We start from the raw sequence: 23237 nt of genomic DNA on the forward strand, positions 1-23237 counted from the left end.
ATCTATTTCATTCTTTGCTGCTTGTGCTGATGGTGTAGAAATTGCAACAACAAAATCAGCATCATTTTTAAATTTTTTAGCTATAGCCAAAGCATTCTGAAATATCCCTTGTGCATTCTGATAATCAATATCAGCCTGAATACTTTCTGCATGTAAAGCATCTATAACTCCTTCGTATATAGAATTCAAAGCTGGATGATCTACTATCTGCGAAATACCTATCTTTAAAGAAAAAACAAAAATAAAATTGAACAAAACAAAACTTAAAACTAAAAATCTTCTCATAATAATTCCTCCCTTAATTCATAAACATAAATAAAAAAGCGAGTGTCTTAAAGACACTCGCTCAAATTCCTTTTAACCTCATTTTACTGAACAATAGCAAAACTTGGAGGCACTTGAACGAGTGTGTCTCCAATAATAAAAGTAAAATGAAAATATATTTATTAAATTTTTATTATTATCCTTAATCATAAAAAATCACCTTAAATAATCAAATTTAAACTCATTATATCATCATAAAAAAATTATGTCAATATGAAAAAGTCTTCATATAATGAAATAGCAAATATAAGTAACAATTGATAAAATTAAAAGAAACAAAAACATTTAGTATGCATTTAAAAACTTATATAATTTATATTTAATATCTTACATACTTTTTTAGCACTCCTTGACAAAGAGTGATAATGATGATATTATATAAGTGTAATAACAAAAATAAATTAAAAACATAAAAATATAAAATACTTTGGAGGTGTTGTATTATGGCAATAAGATTATATAGAAACTACCCTAATTTTGGTGAATTTGATTCAGTTTTCGAAGATCTTTCAAAAATGTTTAATGGAATGGATAAAATGACTAAAAATAGTTATATGAATATTGATCTTTATGAAAATGAAAAAAAAGCTGTTATAGAAGCTGAACTCCCTGGATTTCAAAGAGATGAAATAAACATAAATATAGAAAACAATATTTTAAATATAACAGCTCAAAAGAAAGAAGAAAAAAATGATTCAAAAAAATATTATATAAAAGAAAGATATTTTGGAAAAGTAGCAAGAGCATTTGAAATGCCTGAAAATATTGATTTAGAAAAAATAAATGCAAAATTTGAAAATGGAATTTTAAAAATAACATTAGCAAAAAAAGACGAAGAAACAAAAAACATAAAGATTGATATTCAATAACCCCCCTATTTTACAGGCCCTATTATGGGCCTGTTTTTTTATATATTTTTATTTAAAAATAAGAAATTCGAACAAATAAAGACTTATTCAATAATAATTATCAATAATTTTATAAAAATAAATGATATAACATTTTACAAAACGATGCATTATGATATATAATGATAAAAAACAATCAAAAGAGGTGGAAAAATGAATATATTTTCAAAAGAAATGATATATATAAACACAAATATAAAAAACAAAAAGGACTTCCTAAAAAATATGGCTAAATTAGCTTATGAAAATAAAAAAATTGAAAATTCAAAAGATTTTTATAATGCATTAAAAAAAAGAGAAAATATTTCAACGACAGGTGTTGGGTTTGGAATAGCGATACCCCATGGAAAATCAAAATCTGTAAAAGAACCCTTTGTTGCTTTTACTAAATTAGAAAATGAAATAGAGTGGAAATCATTAGATGAAAAACCAGTAAATTTGATATTCACAATTGGTGTACCAGAAAACTCTGATAATGTACATTTAAAAATACTTCAAAAATTATCTATAAAATTAATGGATGAAGATTTTAGAGAAAAATTAAAAAAAACAAATGATAAAGAAAAATTAATTAAAATATTGAAAGGAATAGAATAAAAATGTTAAAAGAAATAAGACATTCAAAAATACTTCAATTAATAAAAGATAATAAAACAATAAGTACTAAAAAAATAGCTAAAGAATTAAAATCTCCAGAAGTAACTATAAGAAAAGATTTAGCCTATCTTGAAAAATTGGGAAAAATCAATAGAATTCATGGTGGAGCTTCTATAATCGAAAAATCAATGATAAGTGAATTAACAATGCAAGAAAAAAAAGTAAAAAATATTGAATTAAAAAAGAAAATAGCAAAAAATGCTTTATCTCTAATAAAAAAGAATGATTATATATTTCTCGATTCAGGAAGTACCACACTTGAAATCTCAGAATTAATATTAAAACATATTGATTTTCAGATGACAGTATTTACAAATTCAATAGAAATATTATCTAAACTTTCTTTAAAAAATAATATTGATTTATATGTTATCGGAAATCATTTAAGAAAAAAAACTGGTGCTTTTGTTTTTTCCGATTATGATGATGATATAACTGAAAAAATGATCTTATCGAAATCATTCATAGGAGCAAATGCTTTCGACTCGAATTTTGCATATACCCCAACTTCTGAAGAAGCAAAAATAAAAAATAAAATGATTGAAATATCTCAAACTCCTATTCTTATAGCTGATTCAACAAAAACAAATACTATTTCATTATGGAAAATATCAGAAATTCAAAAATTCAAAATGATAATAACAGATGAAAAAACTGAACTCATAAAAGAACTCGAAGAAGACGGCTTAAAAATAATAATATAAAGAGGTGTTTCAATGATAATAACTTTAACTTTAAATCCCGCATTTGATAAAACCATAGAAGTTAAATCATTAAAAAAAGGAGATTTAAATAAAATAGACAAAGAAAATATAGATATTGGTGGAAAAGGTATAAATGTTTCAAAAGTATTTGATGCACTTGGAATACCTAATATATCTATAATATTTGCCGGTGAAAAAAATATAAAAGAGTTTGAATCTAAATTAAAAAAAGTTATTAATAACTATGAAATAATTTTAAACAAAGATGTTCATACTAGAGAAAATATAAAAATATTTGATAAAAAAACTCAAAAAATAACCGAATTAAATTCAAAAGGTGAAATTAAAAATTTAAATTCGTTAAAACAACTCTTAGATAAATTAGATTCAACTTTGCAAAACGGTGATATATTAATATTATCTGGAAGTACTCCAAATAACTGCCCAAAAGATATATATTCAAAAATAATAAAAAAAGCTAAAGAAAAAAATGTTTATGTTGTATTAGATACTTCTGGTGAAAATCTTGAATATGGATTAAAAGCATCTCCAAATCTTATAAAACCTAATATAAAAGAGTTAGAAGAGATTGAAAAAAACTCAAAAAATGATTTAAACAATATGTTAAATTCTAATATTAACATACTTCTCTCAAATGGCGAAAATGGATTCAATTATATTTCAAAAACTTTAAAATTGAAAATTGAACCTTTCAAATTAAATGTAAAAAGCACAGTGGGTGCTGGTGATTCACTGTTGGCAGGATTCATATATGGAATATATAATAATAAATCTTTAGAAGAATCATTGATAATGGCCAGAGCTTGTGCAAGTGCTAAAGTTGTAACTGAAGGGACCAAAAATATAAAAAAAGAAAAAATTTTGGCATATATTAAAGAAGGGGGAATAAATTATGAGTAAACGGTTAGTTGCTGTAACTTCATGTCCAACTGGAATAGCTCATACTTATATGGCTTCAGAAGCTTTAAGAAAAGCTGCTGAAAAACTCGGATATGAAATAAAAGTAGAAACAAGGGGTTCTGTTGGTGTAGAAAATGAATTGAAAGAAAATGAAATAAAAAATGCGGATGCTGTTATTCTTGCGGTAGATGTAAATGTTTCTAAAGAAAGATTTATTGGCAAAAAAATTTTTGAAACTTCAGTAGCTCAAGCAATTAAAGATCCCGAAAAAATTATAGAAAATTCTTTAAATTCTGATATAAAATCTTATACAGAAAAAATATCTGATATAAAATCTCAAAGATCTAAAGAAAAAAAAGGCGTATATAAACATTTAATGAGTGGGGTTTCTTATATGATACCTTTTGTAGTCGCTGGCGGTCTTTTAATAGCATTATCTTTTCTATTTGGTGGTTATACCCAAGAAGGAGAATTTGCGAAAGCTTTAGCTACAATTGGCAATGCAGCTTTTAAACTCATGATCCCTATACTTGCTGGATATGTTGCTTTTTCAATAGGAGACAGAGCCGCTCTCGTTCCAGGTATGGTTGGTGGATTAATTGCAGCGGATACAAAATCTGGGTTTTTAGGAGCTTTAGTTGCAGGATTTATAGCTGGATATATAGTAAAATTAATGAAAAAAACCATAAAATTACCTAAAGGATTTGAAGGTTTAATGCCCGTATTAATTATTCCTTTAATATCTACTTTTTTAATAGGAATAATAATGATATTTGTAATAGGAACTCCTATGACTATGTTAAATGAAAGTATAGAAACATGGTTAAAAAGTTTAACAGGAACTAATGCTATAATCCTAGGTGTAATAATAGGTTTAATGATGGCTATTGATATGGGCGGACCAATAAACAAAGCAGCTTATGCTTTTGGAATAAGTACAATAGGAAATGCCGAACCATCAGCTATAATGGCTGCTGTAATGGCAGCTGGTATGATTCCACCACTTGGTATAGCTTTATCTACTGTTCTATTCAAAAATAAATATAATTTTGAAGAAAAAGAAGCTGGAAAAGCTGCTTGGGTACTTGGAATATCTTTTATAACCGAAGGAGCAATTCCATTTGCAGCTGCAGATCCATTAAGAGTTATCCCATCTATAATGGCTGGTTCTGCTTTGACAGGTGCATTATCGATGTTATTTAATGTTACATTGCCTGTACCTCATGGAGGGATATTCGTATTTTGGGCAGTAGATGGAATATTAGGCTACTCTATCTCAATAATAGCGGGAATGATATTAACAGCTCTATTATTAGGTATACTAAAATCAAAAAAAAATAATTGAAAAAGCGATGAAAAAATTCATCGCTTTTCATTCTAGAATCTGCCCTGTTTCAATCAATCTCATTCTTAATTTTTTTATATCTAAATCTTTAAAATATAAATCTTCTTTTAAAGATTCCAAACAAGCACAACCACTAGCTTGACCCAAAGCCATACATATAGGTGTAACCCTAACAGAAGCTAAAGCTTCGTGAGTAACTGATATAATTCTTCCACTAACCACAAGATTTTTTATTTTTTTAGGCACTAAACATCTATATGGAATGCCATAGTATTCACCCATTTTCAATGTTTTTATATTTAAATTAGCTCCATCAGGATCATGCACATCTATAGGCCAAGATCCCAAAGCGATGGTATCTTCAAAAATAGTTTTATTTAGAATATCTTCTTCTGTTAAAGTATAAAGCCCATCAATTCTTCTTGACTCTCTGACTCCTATTTGAACTCCTGATTCTAAAATTTTAGAATTTTCAAATCCAGGTATATATTTTTTTAAAAAATTCATTATTTTAAAAATTTGTCTTCTTCCTTCAATAGTAGCCTCACTTAATTCAAAATCTTTTACAGATAATTTATTTATAATTCTACTCATATTAACTAAAATTTCAGATTTATTATTAAGTTCAAAAAAAAGCACTCTGTCTCTATTGATATTCAAATCATTATTTTCATCAGCCATTTTAACTAAATCAAAATATCCTGAAATAGCTATTCTATCTGTGTCTCTAAGACCTTTTAAATTCTTTGATATTACAAACTGTTCTGGATTTTTTTCAGAATATTTTATTATTTTTTCTCTATCTATATTACCAACTTTAAACATCATAGACATTGGTTGACATTTTCCATCTTTTTCTCTTCCTATTAAAAAATCTTCTCCAGCCATACTAACTATATCACCATCACCAGATGCATCTATATATCTCTTTGCCTCTATCTTATAGAAACCAGATCTCGTTTTCACAATAATATTTTTTATAATTTCTTCTTCTATTTCAATATCTATAGCTTCTGTATAATACTTTATGTCCACACCATCTTCTAAAAGATATTCTTGAGAAATATATTTATATACTTCTGTTTCTATAGGAGTTATCGTGCTTCCTACACCTAATGGATCTTCAATATGACCTATAGTTCCTTTATTAATTTTTAATCTATCTATTAAATCTTGTGCATAACCTTTTATAATCTGTTTTTTCCCAGCATGAAAAGTCATCATAGGTATAACAAGACTATTAGTTGTACTCCCTCCAAGAAATCCATATCTTTCTATAAGTATAACTTCATAACCTGCTTTTGCTAAAGTTTTTGCTGCTATTATTCCTGATGGACCTCCTCCAACTATTGCTACATCAGTTATTAAAGTATCTTTTATATTCATACTGACCTCCATCAAATTCAAAGGTTATCTATAGCTTTTCTAAAATCTTTTGTATTTTTATAAAATTGTTCAACATCTTTTCCAGTAACAACTGCTCCAATCATAATGGAATTAATTCCCATTTCATTCAGAATCCATAATTGTTCTGGCATTATCTTTCTTTGTGTAGAAATAACTATTGGCTTTATAGTATTGTTCCTAACACTCTGATATTTCAAAATTTCTCTTACAGTCATAGGTGTCCCATATGTCTCTGGATCCATTATAGAACATTCAAGAACATCAATAGGTAAATTATCATATGCTTTTATCCATTCCAATTTATATTCATTTGTCAAAGCTACCATCTTATAAATATTTTTATTTTTTAAGACCATTGGATTCATATGTTTATCATAAAGAGATATAAAATCAAAGCCAGATTCTATAACTTTTTCTATTTCATTCATTGGAATATTATCATCGCCACCAGGAACTATACCAATCGGAATATTATTTTTTTTACAGAGTTCTACTATATCTTTTAAATTTTCAATATACTCTTCTTCAAAAGTTCCAAAATGATTCCCACTCGCTCTGTGAGAAACATTAACATGAACTTTCACCGCATCTGAACCAGCTTCTATAGCAGCTTTAGCAAGGTTTATATCATTTTGAGGCAAACTCGTTATAAGTGTCATTTTTTCTTGATTTAATAATTTTAAATAATTCATTTCTTAAACATCCTCTCTTTTATAATATTCATATTCATATTTTAAATCATTAAAATATTTTAAAATTTCTTCTATCTTTAACTGTTTAGATGAAATCAGATAAATATAATCTATACATTTTGGATGAAATTTTAAATTCATCATATTTTTACAAAATATATGAGCTCCTATTTCTCTTGTTTTTAAAACAGTTGAGCATTTTTTTATACCCAAAAAATTGATATTAATTACTTTAGGTAATTTCTCATTTACCAAACCTATTTTATTATATTCGAGGAAATGAAAAAACTCATGTGCTAAATGAATTTTTATAATATCATCAGAATTTATATTATTAAAATTTAAACTTTTAAAAGAAGAAGCCATCTTATAAATAGAATCAGTATAAATATTTATATTTTTATCATAATCACAATAATCAGCTCTTATAGCTATTAAATCTTTATCTTGAGATTTATTTATAAAATTAATTTTTATTCCAAACTCATAACAAAGATCTTCAATATTTTTATCTTTATATATCAAAGCTTCTTCTTTTCCTATATTTATAGGTTTTTTAATATAATTTAATAATTCTTTTTTTTCTATCTTTGAAAAAACTTGATCTTCTTTTAATTCGGCAAAAGACATTATTTCATCATCAATAATATTAATAAATTCATTTATATTCATCTTTCCAATCCTCTTTTTATTTAGAAATTAAAATAATGAGCTCCTGTTCATCTTCAAATTCATCTAATTCAATTTCAGCAATAGATATTATCTGTTCTTTATTTGCAAGACCTGCAAGATCTATTATTCTATGAGCAGCAAGTATATAAACAAAAGGTAATTCTTCGCCTGCATCTCCATATTTAGTATTTTCTTGTATAGCATTTAAAAGATTTTCTTTAAAAGTTTTTTTACTTGTAGGATATACAAAGCCAGAATCTTTTTGAAGTCTTATAACTCCTTCATTATCTATTACTCTTATGGGAAAATATTTTTTCTTTATAAGTCCAAAAAATTTTTTTACAATTATTTCTAACTCATATACAGAATATTTTTCAGTTTCAGCAATACATATAGATTTTTCACATTCTTTAACAGATTTTAAGCATATATCTTCAAGTTCACTTTTATTAAGTATTTTATTAGAAAGATCTTTAGTTCTTAATTCTGTAGTACCACTTGCTATAGCTCTAATTATATTTTTCTTACTATCAATTTCAACAATAATTTCTATAGTTTTTTCATTCGCCCCAGAATTCATAGCTGCTATTTTTGCTTCTTTTCTTATATTTTTTATATCATCATTAGTTGGATTAGCAACTGTCCTTTCTACAACTTCTCTAACCATTGCAAGAGCAACTCCAATAGTTGATATATATGGAGCATTTTTAGCTATTTTATATTTATAATTAGTTTTTTTTGCTAAATATGGAACTATTACAGAAGCACTTCCACCCCCACCAACAAGAGTTATTATAGATTCACTTAAATCATAATCAGCTTTCATTTCATTAACAACTTTCAAAACTTTTGAACAAGCAATATTCATTATAGTTTCAAGAACATCTTCAACAGAAGTATTAAGTTCTTTTGCAAGAGCTTCATAAGCTTTTTTAGTTTCTTTTATATTCCCCCTTGCATAGTCTCCTTCTGGTACCATTCCAATAAGATTAGCTGCTCCTGCAAGAGTATAAGAATATTTTTTACCTGATTTTGTTTCTAAAATAGCATAATTTTTTTCATCACTTTCTTTAGGATTTATATATTTAACAACGGGATCTTCTATTTCCCCATCATCAACAAAAGTTTCATAGTCTAATTCAGCTATATGGGCACTACGCGGGCCTACATCTACTATCTTATTATTTTCTATTTTTATCATACTTCCACCAGCAATACCTATTGTTCTTACATCTAATGAATTTAAATATGTTTTATGTCCTCCAATTTCTGCATATTTAATCATCACTTTTCCATTTTTTATAACAGAAATATCTGTACTTGTACCTCCAATTTCAAAGAAAATACCATCTGAAATCTTCTCATACATCAAAGCACCTGCAACTCCTGCAGCTGGTCCTGATAACATAGTTAGAATAGGTCTTTTCCTAACTTCATCTATAGTCATAACTCCACCATCACAACGCATTATCATTAATGGTGATTTAATACCCGATTTTTTTACACTATCTTCTGTCATATTTGCTGTTTCCATCATTCTTGAAATTATACTTCCATTTATAACTGCAGTTCTTGTACGTGTCTTTAATCCATATAATTTAGAAATTTCATGGCTTGCAGTTCCAGTCATACCATTCTTTTCAGCCTCTTCTATTATAAAATCTTCATTATAAGGATTATCAACGCTATATGCTTCAGCAGATATTATTGTATTAATATTTTTTTGTTTAAATTTTTCAAATACATTTTTAAGTGATCCATCATGTAAAAATTTAGAATCTATAAATTCATAATGAGTATTTAAAAATTTTCCTTTTGCAAGTTCAATTCTTCCAACATTAGTTTCTGATTGAGTTTTAGCACCTTCAATTCCTGTACCTATTCCTATAACTCCAACATCAGAAACATCACCTTCCAATAAGGCATTTGTTGCTTGAGTTGTTCCATGAGCAATAAAAACAATTTCTTCTGGATATATATTATTTTCTGTAATTATAGATTCAATAATTTTTACTATTCCATTTGCAACCCCTTCTTTTGCAGAGTGAGTTGTGGGTATTTTTTTGGTACTAATAACAGAATAAGTTGATTCATCTATTAAAGCTGCATCAGTAAAAGTACCACCAACATCTATACCTACTCTATATCTTCTACCCATTAAAATACCTCCATATTATATAAAAATAAAATCAAATTCTTACCAAATAAAGATAGTTACATATATTAAACAAACAACAGCTATTGAAAAAACATATGGAAAAGTCTTTTTTAAAAGAATAGTTGTATCTTCTTCTATAAAATTAGATATCCAAACATTATGAGTATTTGTAGGATCTGAAATATCTTGAACAACGCTTAAAGCCAAAAGTGCACCTGCAACGACCATAGGACTCAATTTACCAGTGGAAGCCATCAATGCAGCTATACCACTTCCCAATCCCCACATATTTAAAGGACCTCTATATAAAGCTAAAGGAGACAATATAGCAAAAAATAAAACAAATAAAATTTTATTTGATGGAATAATAGCTGAAATTAAAGGTTTCATTATTGCAGAAGTTTCAGGACTCATAACAGCTAAAAGAACCATTCCTATTCCTATCATAAGACCTATAGCTGGAGCTACATCTTTTATTCCCTCTATTAAACTACTTGAAAGTATATTAACAATGTCTTTAGGTTTCGTAGTAAGAACTCCATAAATAGCTCCTATCAATATTGCTGGAATAATATTAAATTTCCATATAAAAACAAGTAAAATAGGTATTATAGGTGTGATAAGTGCGTAAATAGGAACTTTTTTGTCTTTATTTTTTATTGAATTCGCAGATGGCATAGCCCAAGCTGTTTTAGCTTTACCTTTTTTTACATTCAATAAAATAAAAAAGAATAAACCTATAGAAGTTGCTATTCCATAAATTATTGGAAAAATTTTCAAATCTTGTACTGAGATTTTCAAAACATCACTATAAAAAGCATAACTATACATATTAAAAAGAAGACCTATTTTAAAAGCTATTAAAAACAAAGAACCTGAAATTTTAGAATCTATACCAACTGAAATCATTATAGGAAGAACAATAGTTCCAACCATAATAATCGCACCAAGTCCACTTAAAGAAGTAAACACAAAAGCTACTGCTATAGATATTATCAAAGCTACAATAAAAGGATTATCTCCAGCTAATTCAGCTGCTCTTTTTATTATAGAATTTGCTATTCCTGTTCTATTGATAACTTGTGATAACATACCCCCAAATATTGCTGCCATCATAGCACTTGAAAGTCTAACAGCACCATTTCCAATAACCCCTGATAAAATATTTTCAAAAGACATTCCAGATATTACAGCTATTAATATAGCCATAATAGGCAAAGATATAATTGCTGGAACTTTTCTTGACATCATACCAGCAGCACATAAAACAAATACTATAAGTATAAGTATTCCCTGTAACATGTTGTTCCCTCCTAAATAAAAGTGTATTATATAGATTTTCTTTCTATTATTCCAGGCTCTACAAGTATCTTCTCTGTATTAACATTATTAGATTTGTTAATTATTTCATTAACAACAGTTATTGAAAAAACTCCAAGCAAATAAGGATTTAAAGTTACTGTAGTAAGTGAAGGATCTATATGTTCTGAAAAAGGTAAGTTTCCAAAACCCATCAATCCTATATCCTGAGGAATCTCAAAATTTTCTTCTTTTAAAGCTTTAATAACCCCTTTAGCAAGCCAATCAGTAAGACAAAAAATAGCAGTTTTTTGATTTATCGATGATACTATTTTCTTAGCCTCTTCATATCCATCATTCCAATCAAATGATTGACATTCAATGATTTCTAAATCTTTAATTCTATCAATTTCTTCTAAATATTTTTTTACTCCTGAAAATCTTTCTTTAAAAGTTTCAACATTCAAAGGACCTGAAAAAACTAAAATTTTTTTATAATTTCTTTCCACTATTTTTTTAGCCGCTATATATCCACCTCTAAAATTATCATTACTAACTGAAGGTATATGTTCTAAGCCCTTATAATGACCAATTTGAACAACAGGAATCTCAGAAGTTGCTATTAAGTTTATTATATTTTTAGGCATTGGAATTCCTCCAATTATTATTCCAGAAATATTTTCAATGAAAATTTTTCCAAGGGAATTATCATTTTTCTCAATAGTTCTGACAACACAATGATAGCCAAAATTTTTTGTGCAACTGAGTATTCCTTCAAGAACCTTAGAAAAAAAGTCATCATTTCTAACAGACGAAATTGGATTGGCAATCAGAAAAAGAATAATTTTATTCTTTTCACCAAAATAATGCAATTTTTTTGCAACATTTAATATTTTTTCTTTTGTATCATCACTTATTCTTTTATCATCATTCAATGCTCTTGAAACTGTAGAAACGTTAAATCCAGAATATTCAGCAATATCTCTTAAAGTTGTTTTCAAAAAAATCACTCCTATGCAACAATAATGCAACTTTTTTTCTACAAAATAATCAGCGAATTTTAACAGTATTTATTTATAAATCAAAATTCAATTATTCATTAATTACAAATAATTAAATTGAATTATTCATATTTAATGAATTAAATCTTTTATTTCTACATAAATTAATTAAATGATTGATAAATAAAAAAATGAATCCAATTATAAAATTGGATTCATTTAGTTGATCTCAAATATTATTAATTATAAAAATTTCTTAATTCCTTTAAATTTTTTATTGGTTTACTACAAGTTTGATTAGAGCATATATATATTACAGGTTTGTCTTCCACAGGATAAAGTGCTGAATATTCAGAAATTTGATCTATTTCATTTTTTTCTGTCTTTAATATTATGGTATCATAATTTTTTAAATTTCTATTTATATAATCTATAAAAATTCTTGCTTGATCATAATTTTTTGCTGTAATTATTATTTCTTTAGTATCAGAAAGACTAAAAAATAAAGCATTTAAAGAATGTATCATAGCTGGATAATTTTCTTCAAAATTCCAAGCCAAATTATCAATCATAGAATCAAATATATTCTTATATTTGAGTGTTCCAGTTATTTTATAAACTCTTATTAAATTCATAAGCATTACAGAATTAGAACTCGGCATAGAATCATCATAAATATTAAATGTATTTTCTGGAAGTTCATTATTATCTATCTCAGAATCTAAAAAAATATTTATATTTTTATCATAAAAAATTTCAATACTTTTTTCAAGAAGGTTTATCGCACTCTTTAAATATCTGGTTTTAAAAGTAGATTGATAAAGTTCTAACAATCCCCAAATCATATTTGAATAATCACTTATATGAGATTTAGTCAAAATATCTTCTTCTCTATATCTTCGAAATAATTTATTATCAAAAAATAATTTTTTATAAATAAAATTATTAGATTTTTCAGCCATTTTTGTTAATTCAATATCATTAAAAAGCCTGCCAGCTTTTGCTAAAGAAGCAATAGCAATACCGTTCCAAGATGTTATTATTTTATCATCAATATCTGGTTTTTTTCTATTCTCCGATTTATAATAAAAAAGTTTAAATACGAGATCTTCATCTGGAATACTCTTTAAAGATTTTGAAATGTTTAAAATATTTTTTCCTTGAAAATTACCATCCTTTGAAACATCAAATATTTCTTTAAACCTTTCAAATTCTTCTGGTTCAAAAATAGTTTTTAGTTCCAAATAATCCCATAAATAATATTTTCCCTCTTCACCTTCCGAATCAGAATCTTGTGCACAATAAAAAGCTCCATTTTCATCTTTTAAATTATTATTTATATACTTTAAAGTTTTGTATGCAATATTTTTATATAAATCATCATTAGTTTTAGAATAAAGTTCTGCCAAAGTCAATATTAATAATGAATTATCTATTAAAGTTTTTTCAAAATGAGGAATAAACCATTTATAATCCGTAGAATATCTTGAAAATCCACCTTCAATATGATCAAAAATTCCTCCTCTATACATACTTTCAACAGTCTTTTCTACCATATACAAAGCGTTTTCATTATAATTTTTTTCATAATAACTCATTAAAAACAACATATAATGAGGAACAGGAAATTTAGGTTCATTCGAAAAACCTCCATATACCTCATCAAAATTATCATAAAGATATTTATAAGATTTATCTATTAAATTTGAATCTAATTTTCCTTTTTTAAGATGATAACTGTTTTTTACCTTTTCTTCAAGATTTTCTATAGTGTTAAAAATATCTTCTTTGCTATCTTTATATATATAATATATATTCGGTAAAAGATCTATCAATCCAGGCATATTAAAATTAGTATATTTTGGAAAATATGTACCTGAATAAAAAGGTCTTTTATCAGGTGTCATTATAATATTTAAAGGCCAACCAGAATTACCAGTCATTATTTGAGAAATTTTCATATAATAACTATCTATATCAGGTCTCTCTTCTCTGTCAACTTTTATAGAAATATAATATTTATTGAGAATTTTTGCTATATCTTCATCTTCAAAAGACTCTTTTGCCATAAAATGACACCAATGACAAGTAGAATAACCTATACTTAAAAAAATAGGTTTATCTTCTTTCAAAGCTCTTTCGAATGCCTCATCACACCATGGATACCAATTTATTGGATTAAAAGCGTGTTGCAACAAATAAGGTGACTTCTCTTTTATTAAATTATTTGGTTCTATCATAAATATCACCTCTTATCTTTATAAAATATAATCCTCTCACCTATACTATATAACATCAATATAAAATATTAATTAAAAAAAGAATTAATATAATTCAAATTAGTTGACTTTTTTTGTATTTTATATTAAAATTTCTTTAAAAGATTAATAAAATGTTATGGGGGTATTATGAAAAAAATTTTAAAAATCTTCTTTATTTTTATATTTATAATATTTATTTTTGCTTCTTTGAATTATATGTTCAGTTATCTCGAAGCCAAAAGAGGTTTATCATATTTAGAAAAAAATTATAAAACAATAAATGTAGATAATAAAAAAATTGCATACTATGAAGAAGGTGCTGGAGAAACTATAATTTTTTTACATGATTTTATGAGCTCAGCTAAAGATTTTGAAGATATTTCAAAAAAACTTTCTGAGAAATATAGAGTAATATCAATAGATTTACCTGGATTTGGTTTCTCAACTAAAAGCACGGATTTAAACTACTCAAAAAAATCTATGGGAAAATTGATAAATAAATTCACCAAAGAATTAAACATTGAAACTTTTTACTTAGTAGGCCATTCAATGGGTGGTGAAATAGCTATAAATACTTATTTCGAAGATACTAAAAAGATTAAAAAACTGATCCTAATAAATAGTCAAGGATATACTAAAACAAAATTTATTCCAAATTGGATATCAGATAGCCAATTTTTCTCAAGAATATTTTTAAAATTTGGATTTCAAAGTTATTTTTTACAACAATCGATATATAAAAATAATCTTCATGATAAATCTAAATATGAAGATTCTACTTTTTTAAAAAATTATACACTCACCTTCAATATTCCTTCAAAAACTCTTCAAAAAATAGATCTAGATGATGATAGCTCTTTAAATAAAGATAAAATATCTGAAATAAATATTCCAACATTAATATTATGGGGAAATTATGACAAAACCTTGAATATAGAATATGCAAAAAAATTTAATGAACAAATAAAGAATTCAACTCTTGTATATTTAGATACGGGACATAATCCGATGATAGAAAAATCAGATTATATATCAAATTTGATATTAAATTTTTTAAAATAAAAAAGGGATTTTAAAATCCCTTTTTTGATTATTTCAAATTTTCATACCATTTAAAAATACTTTCAGACACTAAAGGTTCAAATACAATATATTGATTATACATCTCATGTGACATACCTTCTATATATTTTATTGAAATTTTATCATTCTTTAAAATTTCATCTTCTTTTTCTTGTAAAAGTATGGAAGGAGTTTTTAAATCTTCTTTACCGCTTATTATAAGAATATTTTTATTAATATCAACAAATTCTTCTACTACATTTTCAAACAAATAATCCGATTCTTTTATAAAACTTCCTTTAAATCCCATATAAACTTCTTCATTTTTTAATTCATTACTTTCAAATTTAGATTTAATTTCTTTAACATGTGGCAGATATTCATTCAACATATCTACTAAATTATCAAGACTACCATCAGTATTCAATTCATTAATTATATCCTGCTGATATTCAATTTGATAAACCATAAGATCGACAAAGCCAATAACTGCTGGCGAAAGACTTATACCTGCATATCCAGCTTTCTTTAAAATATATGGTATAAGAGTTGCACCTTGAGAATGACCAGCAAAAATTATTCTATCTTTAGCTATAAAATCAAATTCTAGCATTTTATTATAAGCATTAATAGCATCATCAATAAAATCATAAATACTAACTTCCAAATAATCTTCACCTAATTTATTCAAAACAAAATTTCTTTTATCATATCTAAAAACAGCAAATCCCTTTTTATTCAATTCTTCTGCTAAATCATAAAAAGGAGCTATTTCTATACCAGCAGATGTAAATCTTTCATCTCTATCTAAAACGCCTGAACCATGTACTAATATTATAAGTGGCATCTTATTAGAAAGTAAAGCTGGATATGAAAGTGTTCCATTCAATATCAAACCTTTAGATTCAAATGAAACTTCTTCAGAAATAATGTTATTCTCTATTTTTTCTTTAAAATCATTTCTTTCTATTTCTATACCTTGAGAAGGTATAGAAATTTTAGTTATAAAATTTTTATCAAAAAATACTTCAGTTCTTAAACCTGAATATGTAAAAATCATTTTATCATCTTTTATATCATAATCCGCATCAACTATAGAATTTTTAAAGGTTTGATTATTCATAGACAAAAAGGGAATAAAAATTTTAGCTTTACCTTTACCTTCATGTTTTTTTAAAAAATACCAAAAATGGTCTATTATAAAATTATTATCTACAATAAAAAGATTACTCTCATTTATAACTGGTAACTCAATAGAATTAACTGAATGAATAACTTTCTTTCCATCATAATTAGAAACATAATCTGCAACAGTTTTTTCATTTACTTTCATATTAAAAGAATATGATTTATAAAAATCATCTTCATAAGTTGTCTTAGCCGAAATTTTGGCTTTTTGTGAATAAATTTCAGTGACAGTTTCAAATTCATTATTGATTTGATTTATTTTAATACTTCCAAAATCGCTATTCATAACTTTAATAATAAAATTATATTCATTTGAAAAAGAATAAATGAATAATCCTATAAAAATCATCAAAAAATATTTTTTATACATAAAATCACTTCCTTTTTGTAATATCTTTTCTGTAATATTATACTATTACAGCATACAAAAAGTCAAATAATAAAAATTAAATCTGACCAATAAAAAACTGAACTCCCAATGAAACAATAACAACAGCAATAGAAACTATGAACCCATGAATCATCGGTTTAAATCCTGATTTTTTAATATCCCTAAAATTAGTTTTAAGCCCTATAGCACTTAAAGCCATTATCATTAAGAACTTACTAACTTTAACTAAATTTACAGATAAATCAGTTGAAACAAATCCTATACTGTTAAAAATAGCAGCTAAAATAAAAAAAATGATAAAATAAGGGAATATTTTCTTTATATTAAAAGAACTTGATCTACTTTCCTGACTTTTTTTCTTTTGATTAATATAAGAAAAAATTATAGTTATAGGAATAATTGAAAGAGTTCTTGTAAGTTTAACTATAGTTGCAAACTCCCCCGCCTTATCAGAAAAAGCATATCCTGCAGCGACTACAGAAGAAGTATCATTAACTGCAGTTCCAGCCCACAAACCATAAGACAAATCAGACATAGAAAGCATTTTACCCATTATAGGAAACAAAAGAATCATTACAATATCAAATATAAAAGTAGCTGACATAGCATAAGTAACGTCACTATCTTCTGCCTCAATAACTGGAGAAAGTGCTGCAATTGCCGAACCACCACAAACTCCCGTACCTGCTGAAATTAAAGAAGATAATTTCCAATTCATATCAAATAATTTACCAAAAAGCCATCCAAATCCAAAAGCTGCACTTAAAGTAAATATCATAACAATTAATGAAATCTTTCCAACTTCCAAAACTTGTTTTATATTTAATCCAAAACCAAGAAGAACTATAGAAAATTTGAGTACTTTTTTAGATGTAAAACTAATTCCCTTTAGATATTTATCATCAAAATGAAAAATTAAATTTAAAAGTATTCCAAACATCAAAGCAAAAATAGCCCCTCCAACTAAAGGTATTTTCTCTCCAAGATAAAAAGAAAAAATAGCGGTAAAAAAACAAATAATTAATCCAGGCAAAAACTTATATAATCTACTCATAAAGTACCTCCATTTATTTTTTTCAATTTTAGTATAACATTTGATTTTATATTTGTAAAATACTATAATATTATATAAGTAATAGGTAATTACTTATATAAAGGAGAAAATCATGACATTAAGACATTTAAAAATATTAATAACAGTTGTAGATGAAGGAAGCATGACTAATGCGGCAAAAAAACTATTTATAACTCAACCATCGATAAGTCAAGCCATAATAGAATTAGAAAAATACTATGAAATTAAAATATTTGAAAGACTTTCAAAGAAATTATATATAACATCAAATGGAAAAAAATTACTAAGTTATGCAAGACATATAATATCTATGTTTGATGAAATGGAAGAAACTATAAAAAAAGAAAAAGAAAAAAACCTTCTTAAAATTGGAGCTTCAGTTACCATTGGCACATGTATTCTAAGTAATATTTCAAAAAAATTTATACAAAAACATCCGAAAACCTCAATAAAATCTAAAATAGCCAATACTTCTATAATAGAAAAATTAATTTTAAAAAATGATTTAGATTTTGGTTTAACAGAAGGCCCAATACACAATCAAGATATAATATACAAACCTTTTATGGAGGATAAACTAATAGCAATTTGTGGAAAAAACAATCCATTAAAAAAAGAAAAAGATATAAATATTGAAATATTATCAAAACAACCGTTAATACTTAGAGAAGTTGGAAGTGGAACAAGAGAATTATTCGAAATAAAAATGAAGGAAAAAAATCTTCCTTTGAATATCGTTTGGGAATGTAATAATTCCGAAGCCATTAAAAATGCTGTTATTTCTGACATTGGAATATCCGTAATATCAGAAAAAGCTGTAATGAAAGAATTATCAGAAAAATCATTATTTAAAATAAATATAAAAAATATAAATTTAAACAGAAAATTCAACATAATTTATCATAAAAATAAATACATATCTGAAAATATTCAAGAATTTTGGAATTTTTGCTTAAAAAATAACTTTTAAAACATGTTAACGAAAACTCTCCCACTTCAATAAAATAGAAAAATATAATATAATTTTATTGAAAATAATTTCATATATAATATAAGGGGGAATTTTATGGATACTGTAATAATCGAAGGCGGAAAATTAAATATAGAAGATTTTATAAAAGTTACAAGGATGAATGCCAAAGTTGAACTCTCAAACACCGCAATAAATAAAATGCAAAAAGCGAGATCATATGTTGAAAAAATAGTTGAAAAAGGTGATCCAGTATATGGTATAAATACTGGTTTTGGAAAATTTTGTAATGTTAAAATATCCAATGATGAATTAAATTTACTTCAAAAAAATTTAATAATGTCACATTCTTGTGGAGTTGGAAATCCTTTATCAAAAGAAATAGTAAGGGGTATTATTTTATTGAGAGTAAATGCTCTCGCAATAGGTAATTCTGGAATAAGAGTGGAAACAGTACAAAAGTTAATAGAACTTTTAAATAAAAATATAACTCCTTTTGTACCCGAAAAAGGCTCACTTGGTGCAAGTGGAGATCTCGCACCTCTTTCTCATGTTGCATTGGTAATAATGGGAATGGGAGAAGCTTATTATGATAATAAACTTATGAAATCTGAAGAAGCATTAAAATTAGCTAATATACAACCTATAGAATTGAGAGAAAAAGAAGGACTTGCTCTAATAAACGGAACTCAAGTTATGACATCGATAGGAACTCATGCAATATACGATGCTATAAAACTATTAAAACTCTCTGATATATCGGCATCTATGACAATCGAAGCATTAAATGGAATAACAGATGCGTTTGATAATGATGTACATAAAATAAGAAATCAAAAAGGACAAATACAAACTGCAAAAAACATACTCAATATATTAAAAAACAGTAAAAATACCACAAGACAAGCTGAAATTAGAGTTCAAGATGCCTACACCTTGAGATGTATACCTCAAATTCATGGAGCATCAAAAGACTCTATAAACTATGTTAAAGAAATAGTAGAAAGAGAAATAAATGCTGTTACAGATAACCCTTTAATATTTCCCGATGAAGAAAAAGTAATATCAGGGGGTAATTTTCATGGTCAACCAATAGCCCTCGCAATGGACTTTCTTGCAATTGCATGTTCAGAAATAGCGAATGTTTCTGAGAGAAGAATAGAAAGACTTGTAAATCCTCAATTGAGTGATATGCCAGGATTTCTATCACCAAAAGGAGGATTAAATTCTGGATTTATGATAGCTCAATATTCTGCTGCTTCATTGGTTTCAGAAAATAAAGTATTATCACATCCAGCAAGTGTAGATTCTATACCATCCTCTGCAAATCAAGAAGATCATGTTAGTATGGGAACAATAGCCGCAAGAAAAGCTGTGGAAATAATAGAAAATGCATACAAAGTAATAGCAATTGAGACTCTATGTTCAGCTCAAGCAATAGATATAAAAAACAGTTATAAAAAACTTGGAATTGGTACTAAAAAAGCCTATGAAAAAATAAGATCTGAAATTCCTTTCATGGAAAAAGACAGAATACTATACATAGATATAAACAAAACAGAAAAAATAATTAAAAATGATGATTATTTAAATTCAATAGAAAAAGATATAGACATAAAAATATAAAGGGCATAAAAGCCCTTTATTTTTTTATTCCATTATTTATAAAAAAACTTATATCCTTTATAAAATTTTGTAAATCATCGATTTTATCTAAAAATAAATACTCTATACCAGAATAATGAGATAATCCTACTAACATACTTGAAGCTTGTTTCCTATTCAAAATTTTATATGCTTTAAGATTTCTACTATAAAGATCCTCAAAACTATCATAATACTTAGTAACAACATCACTGACAACAAATTCAGCTTCTCTTATTATTTGATAAAATTCTTTATTATTATTAAAATAATTTAAATATAAAAATAAAGCTCTCAAAGATTTTTCAGAATCTGAAAGTTCTTCAACAATATTTGAAGATAAAAAATTTCTTAAATCTATGCCTATAATATTTACAAGTTCCTCTAAAAATTCCTCTTTACTCATAAAATTTATATAAAAAGTTCCAACAGAGTAACCTGCCCTTTTTACTATATCAGCAATATCTACATTAAAAAAGCCTTTATCTCCTATAAGTTCTATACCAGATTTCAAAAGTTTATCTCTCGTATTATCTTTAAAGTTCAATGGATGTATAATAAAATTTTTCTTTAATACTTCTACAAGATTAATATAAGATCCATCAAAAAAACCATTATAAATAACTTCTTTAAGCATATCTCTATCAAAATTTATATTCTCATATATAGATCTTATTATCAAATACCTTATTCCAGAAATAAAATAAATATATTCATTTTCTTTTATATTTCGCTCAAAAACCTTACAAATAGCAGATTTATAAATAGTTCTTATACGCTCTTCATAATTTTTAAATCTAAACTGACCTTCTCTAAATACAGTTATAATATCCTTATGTTCACAATTAAGTTTATAAGAAATATCTATAAAACTTTCAATTCGCCTTTCAACAGTATCACCCTCTATACCTAAAAAAGCTTTTGATGCAGTGTTTACATACAAATCAAGACATTTTTCAAAAATATCCTGCTTATTTTTATAATACCTATAAAAAATACCATTGGATAAATTTGAACGTCTACAAATCTCTGCTGCAGATACAGTTTCATACCATTTTTCTGAAAAAAGATCCACTGCAGATTCTAAAAGTATCCTCTTAGTCTCTTCTTTATTTCTTTTTGCCATAAAAACATCTCCCGAAAATTAAAAAATATATATATACAAAGATTATATCATTAAAATATACCATTTGACTTTTTTTATCATCTAATATATAATTTCAATTGAATTGAAATTATAAGGAGAATGAATTTATGTATGATTTAATAAAAGTGCTTACAAATGAACATTTTTTTAAAGTAATAGAATATTTAAATGAAAATCCAGAATCAAATCCATCAAAAATAGCCAAAAAATTAAAAATACATACTGCCACTGTACAAAATTACTTAGAAACACTTGAAAAATATAAATTCGTAGTTTATAAAGAAAAAAAAGGTCTTGGGCGTCCCTCAAAATTATATAGTTTCAAAGGTGGTAGCTTTGAGGTAAATTTAAATGAACTTCTTGAAAAATTTTATATAAAAAACAAAAAAATAAGAGATGCTGGCAATGAAAAAATAAAATACAGTTATGATGTAGAAAAAGAAATAATAAACACCATAATAATTGACAAACATAAAAAAGAAACAATAAAACTAGATTCAAAATCGGGAAAATTTCTATGGCTATTACCACCCCCAAACTCAAATTTTGAATCTATAGAAAAATTATGTTTAAAATCAGGATTCAACATATTGGAAGCGGTAGAACTTTGTTTATATCTACAAAAAAAAGGAGTTTTAGAAATAAAATGACAGAAATTACAATCTTGATAATATTTTTTATATTATTTTTTATATTTTCAACAATTATGAAATATTTTTTAAGTCATAAAAAAATAGATATGAGTAAAAAATCAAATATATTCTCTTATAATAACTTATTCACAATATCTCTAATGATAATAATATCTATATTTGTGAGCAAAAATATTTTAAATATTAAAATACTATACTCTATTCTTTCAATATATATAATAATCTCAATTATATACTCTATAAAAATTGGAAGACCTAAAATAATGATGTTTTTTTACTTATTAAGCTCATTATTTATATTAATACCTCAAATAATATTCTCTCAAAAAATTGCAAATTATTTTATATATACAGGTTTGATATTCATAGTAATAAATGCAATAATAATATATAAAAATCCTTACTATAATCTAAACTGGTTAGAAGGAATATCTTTTGAAATAGCAAAAAATATAGAAAAAAATTGCAAATATACAAACAAACCAATAATTGTAAATATTAAAACAAATCAAAATTTTTTAACTGGAGGTAATGGATTAAATATATGGTTAAAAAAAGATAAAGCAATAATAAAAATGAGTAAAAAATTCCACAAAAAATTGGGACATCCAAACATGCAAGAATTTTCTAATAAAATAATTATACAGATATTAGATTATAAAAATGAGGTGAAAAAAGATGATAAGCGCTGAAAAACTGACGAAGAAATTTGGAGAATATGTAGCAGTAAATGAAATAAACATAAAAGTAAAAAGCGG

Annotated in this window: 21 protein-coding genes; 10 read left to right on the forward strand and 11 right to left on the reverse strand. The window is 25.7% G+C overall.

Annotated elements, in window-relative coordinates; translation table 11 throughout:
* Positions 1-285: ABC transporter substrate binding protein (locus C7380_RS13475; RefSeq protein ID WP_306765953.1), on the reverse strand; the 285-nt coding region annotated here is incomplete at its 3' end.
* A gap of 482 nt (positions 286-767) precedes the next feature.
* Between C7380_RS13475 and C7380_RS05175 the strand changes: the two genes are divergently transcribed.
* From C7380_RS05175 to C7380_RS05195, 5 genes are all read left to right on the forward strand, one after another.
* Complete coding sequence (locus C7380_RS05175; protein ID WP_109604417.1) at positions 768-1193, forward strand: Hsp20/alpha crystallin family protein; 426 nt, start codon at positions 768-770, stop codon at positions 1191-1193.
* A gap of 192 nt (positions 1194-1385) precedes the next feature.
* A complete protein-coding gene (locus tag C7380_RS05180; RefSeq protein WP_109604418.1) occupies positions 1386-1829 on the forward strand; it encodes a PTS sugar transporter subunit IIA in 444 nt (147 codons plus the stop codon).
* A 2-nt stretch (positions 1830-1831) separates the two neighbouring features.
* Positions 1832-2593, forward strand: a complete 762-nt coding sequence (locus tag C7380_RS05185; protein WP_109604419.1) for a DeoR/GlpR family DNA-binding transcription regulator — start codon at positions 1832-1834, stop codon at positions 2591-2593.
* Positions 2594-2605: 12 nt separating this feature from the next.
* Positions 2606-3514, forward strand: a complete 909-nt coding sequence (locus C7380_RS05190) for a 1-phosphofructokinase family hexose kinase (RefSeq protein ID WP_109604420.1) — start codon at positions 2606-2608, stop codon at positions 3512-3514.
* Positions 3507-4859, forward strand: a complete 1353-nt coding sequence (locus C7380_RS05195; protein ID WP_109604421.1) for a PTS fructose transporter subunit IIC — start codon at positions 3507-3509, stop codon at positions 4857-4859. The genes C7380_RS05190 and C7380_RS05195 overlap by 8 nt, the downstream gene beginning before the upstream one ends.
* A gap of 27 nt (positions 4860-4886) precedes the next feature.
* On the opposite strand, the gene C7380_RS05200 is transcribed toward C7380_RS05195, so the two are convergent.
* The 7 genes from C7380_RS05200 to C7380_RS05230 form a co-directional block, all read right to left on the reverse strand.
* On the reverse strand, positions 4887-6245 hold the full coding sequence (locus C7380_RS05200) for an FAD-dependent oxidoreductase (RefSeq protein WP_158274785.1): 1359 nt from the start codon (positions 6243-6245) through the stop codon (positions 4887-4889).
* A gap of 17 nt (positions 6246-6262) precedes the next feature.
* On the reverse strand, positions 6263-6958 hold the full coding sequence (locus C7380_RS05205; RefSeq protein WP_109604423.1) for a beta/alpha barrel domain-containing protein: 696 nt from the start codon (positions 6956-6958) through the stop codon (positions 6263-6265).
* Positions 6959-6961: 3 nt separating this feature from the next.
* On the reverse strand, positions 6962-7630 hold the full coding sequence (locus C7380_RS05210) for a hypothetical protein (protein WP_109604424.1): 669 nt from the start codon (positions 7628-7630) through the stop codon (positions 6962-6964).
* 16 nt (positions 7631-7646) lie between these two features.
* On the reverse strand, positions 7647-9788 hold the full coding sequence (locus tag C7380_RS05215; RefSeq protein WP_109604425.1) for a hydantoinase/oxoprolinase family protein: 2142 nt from the start codon (positions 9786-9788) through the stop codon (positions 7647-7649).
* A gap of 39 nt (positions 9789-9827) precedes the next feature.
* On the reverse strand, positions 9828-11090 hold the full coding sequence (locus tag C7380_RS05220; RefSeq protein WP_109604426.1) for a transporter: 1263 nt from the start codon (positions 11088-11090) through the stop codon (positions 9828-9830).
* 26 nt (positions 11091-11116) lie between these two features.
* Positions 11117-12088, reverse strand: a complete 972-nt coding sequence (locus C7380_RS05225; protein WP_146192152.1) for a LacI family DNA-binding transcriptional regulator — start codon at positions 12086-12088, stop codon at positions 11117-11119.
* A 239-nt stretch (positions 12089-12327) separates the two neighbouring features.
* Entirely contained in the window at positions 12328-14328 is a 2001-nt protein-coding gene (locus C7380_RS05230) for a thioredoxin domain-containing protein (RefSeq protein ID WP_109604428.1), read from the reverse strand.
* A 168-nt stretch (positions 14329-14496) separates the two neighbouring features.
* On the opposite strand from C7380_RS05230, the gene C7380_RS05235 reads away from it, so the two are divergent.
* A complete protein-coding gene (locus tag C7380_RS05235) occupies positions 14497-15411 on the forward strand; it encodes an alpha/beta fold hydrolase (protein ID WP_109604429.1) in 915 nt (304 codons plus the stop codon).
* A gap of 28 nt (positions 15412-15439) precedes the next feature.
* Here the strand turns inward: C7380_RS05235 and C7380_RS05240 are convergent, their stop codons facing one another.
* Positions 15440-16969, reverse strand: coding sequence for an alpha/beta hydrolase family protein (locus C7380_RS05240; protein WP_109604430.1), 1530 nt, complete (start codon positions 16967-16969; stop codon positions 15440-15442).
* 76 nt (positions 16970-17045) lie between these two features.
* Positions 17046-18044 (reverse strand): YeiH family protein, encoded by a 999-nt coding sequence (locus C7380_RS05245; protein WP_109604431.1) that lies wholly within the window; start codon positions 18042-18044, stop codon positions 17046-17048.
* Between the two features lie 112 nt (positions 18045-18156).
* Here C7380_RS05245 and C7380_RS05250 point away from each other — a divergent pair, with 112 nt between their 5' ends.
* Positions 18157-19035 carry a LysR family transcriptional regulator gene (locus C7380_RS05250; protein ID WP_109604432.1) on the forward strand — a complete coding sequence of 293 codons (879 nt, stop codon included), beginning with the start codon at positions 18157-18159 and terminating at the stop codon, positions 19033-19035.
* Between the two features lie 96 nt (positions 19036-19131).
* On the forward strand, positions 19132-20661 hold the full coding sequence (hutH, locus tag C7380_RS05255; RefSeq protein ID WP_109604433.1) for a histidine ammonia-lyase: 1530 nt from the start codon (positions 19132-19134) through the stop codon (positions 20659-20661).
* Between the two features lie 16 nt (positions 20662-20677).
* Here hutH and C7380_RS05260 read toward each other — a convergent pair whose 3' ends face one another.
* Positions 20678-21805 carry a TetR/AcrR family transcriptional regulator gene (locus C7380_RS05260; RefSeq protein ID WP_109604434.1) on the reverse strand — a complete coding sequence of 376 codons (1128 nt, stop codon included), beginning with the start codon at positions 21803-21805 and terminating at the stop codon, positions 20678-20680.
* Positions 21806-21933: 128 nt separating this feature from the next.
* Here C7380_RS05260 and C7380_RS05265 point away from each other — a divergent pair, with 128 nt between their 5' ends.
* A complete protein-coding gene (locus tag C7380_RS05265; RefSeq protein ID WP_109604435.1) occupies positions 21934-22476 on the forward strand; it encodes an HTH domain-containing protein in 543 nt (180 codons plus the stop codon).
* Entirely contained in the window at positions 22473-23171 is a 699-nt protein-coding gene (locus tag C7380_RS05270; RefSeq protein ID WP_146192153.1) for a hypothetical protein, read from the forward strand. The genes C7380_RS05265 and C7380_RS05270 overlap by 4 nt, the downstream gene beginning before the upstream one ends.
* Positions 23172-23237 lie beyond the last annotated feature (66 nt).

The organism is Oceanotoga teriensis (assembly GCF_003148465.1).
In the GTDB taxonomy this organism is placed as follows: domain Bacteria; phylum Thermotogota; class Thermotogae; order Petrotogales; family Petrotogaceae; genus Oceanotoga; species Oceanotoga teriensis.

Excerpts from the sequence above, each read along its gene's own strand:
- C7380_RS05175 (WP_109604417.1), top strand. The coding sequence starts at position 768 with ATGGCAATAAGATTATATAGAAACTACCCTAATTTTGGTGAATTTGAT.
- C7380_RS05180 (WP_109604418.1), top strand. The coding sequence starts at position 1,386 with ATGAATATATTTTCAAAAGAAATGATATATATAAACACAAATATAAAA.
- C7380_RS05185 (WP_109604419.1), top strand. The coding sequence starts at position 1,832 with ATGTTAAAAGAAATAAGACATTCAAAAATACTTCAATTAATAAAAGAT.
- C7380_RS05190 (WP_109604420.1), top strand. The coding sequence starts at position 2,606 with ATGATAATAACTTTAACTTTAAATCCCGCATTTGATAAAACCATAGAA.
- C7380_RS05195 (WP_109604421.1), top strand. The coding sequence starts at position 3,507 with ATGAGTAAACGGTTAGTTGCTGTAACTTCATGTCCAACTGGAATAGCT.
- C7380_RS05200 (WP_158274785.1), bottom strand. The coding sequence starts at position 6,245 with ATGAATATAAAAGATACTTTAATAACTGATGTAGCAATAGTTGGAGGA.
- C7380_RS05205 (WP_109604423.1), bottom strand. The coding sequence starts at position 6,958 with ATGAATTATTTAAAATTATTAAATCAAGAAAAAATGACACTTATAACG.
- C7380_RS05210 (WP_109604424.1), bottom strand. The coding sequence starts at position 7,630 with ATGAATATAAATGAATTTATTAATATTATTGATGATGAAATAATGTCT.
- C7380_RS05215 (WP_109604425.1), bottom strand. The coding sequence starts at position 9,788 with ATGGGTAGAAGATATAGAGTAGGTATAGATGTTGGTGGTACTTTTACT.
- C7380_RS05220 (WP_109604426.1), bottom strand. The coding sequence starts at position 11,090 with ATGTTACAGGGAATACTTATACTTATAGTATTTGTTTTATGTGCTGCT.
- C7380_RS05230 (WP_109604428.1), bottom strand. The coding sequence starts at position 14,328 with ATGATAGAACCAAATAATTTAATAAAAGAGAAGTCACCTTATTTGTTG.
- C7380_RS05235 (WP_109604429.1), top strand. The coding sequence starts at position 14,497 with ATGAAAAAAATTTTAAAAATCTTCTTTATTTTTATATTTATAATATTT.
- C7380_RS05240 (WP_109604430.1), bottom strand. The coding sequence starts at position 16,969 with ATGTATAAAAAATATTTTTTGATGATTTTTATAGGATTATTCATTTAT.
- C7380_RS05245 (WP_109604431.1), bottom strand. The coding sequence starts at position 18,044 with ATGAGTAGATTATATAAGTTTTTGCCTGGATTAATTATTTGTTTTTTT.
- C7380_RS05250 (WP_109604432.1), top strand. The coding sequence starts at position 18,157 with ATGACATTAAGACATTTAAAAATATTAATAACAGTTGTAGATGAAGGA.
- hutH (WP_109604433.1), top strand. The coding sequence starts at position 19,132 with ATGGATACTGTAATAATCGAAGGCGGAAAATTAAATATAGAAGATTTT.
- C7380_RS05260 (WP_109604434.1), bottom strand. The coding sequence starts at position 21,805 with ATGGCAAAAAGAAATAAAGAAGAGACTAAGAGGATACTTTTAGAATCT.
- C7380_RS05265 (WP_109604435.1), top strand. The coding sequence starts at position 21,934 with ATGTATGATTTAATAAAAGTGCTTACAAATGAACATTTTTTTAAAGTA.
- C7380_RS05270 (WP_146192153.1), top strand. The coding sequence starts at position 22,473 with ATGACAGAAATTACAATCTTGATAATATTTTTTATATTATTTTTTATA.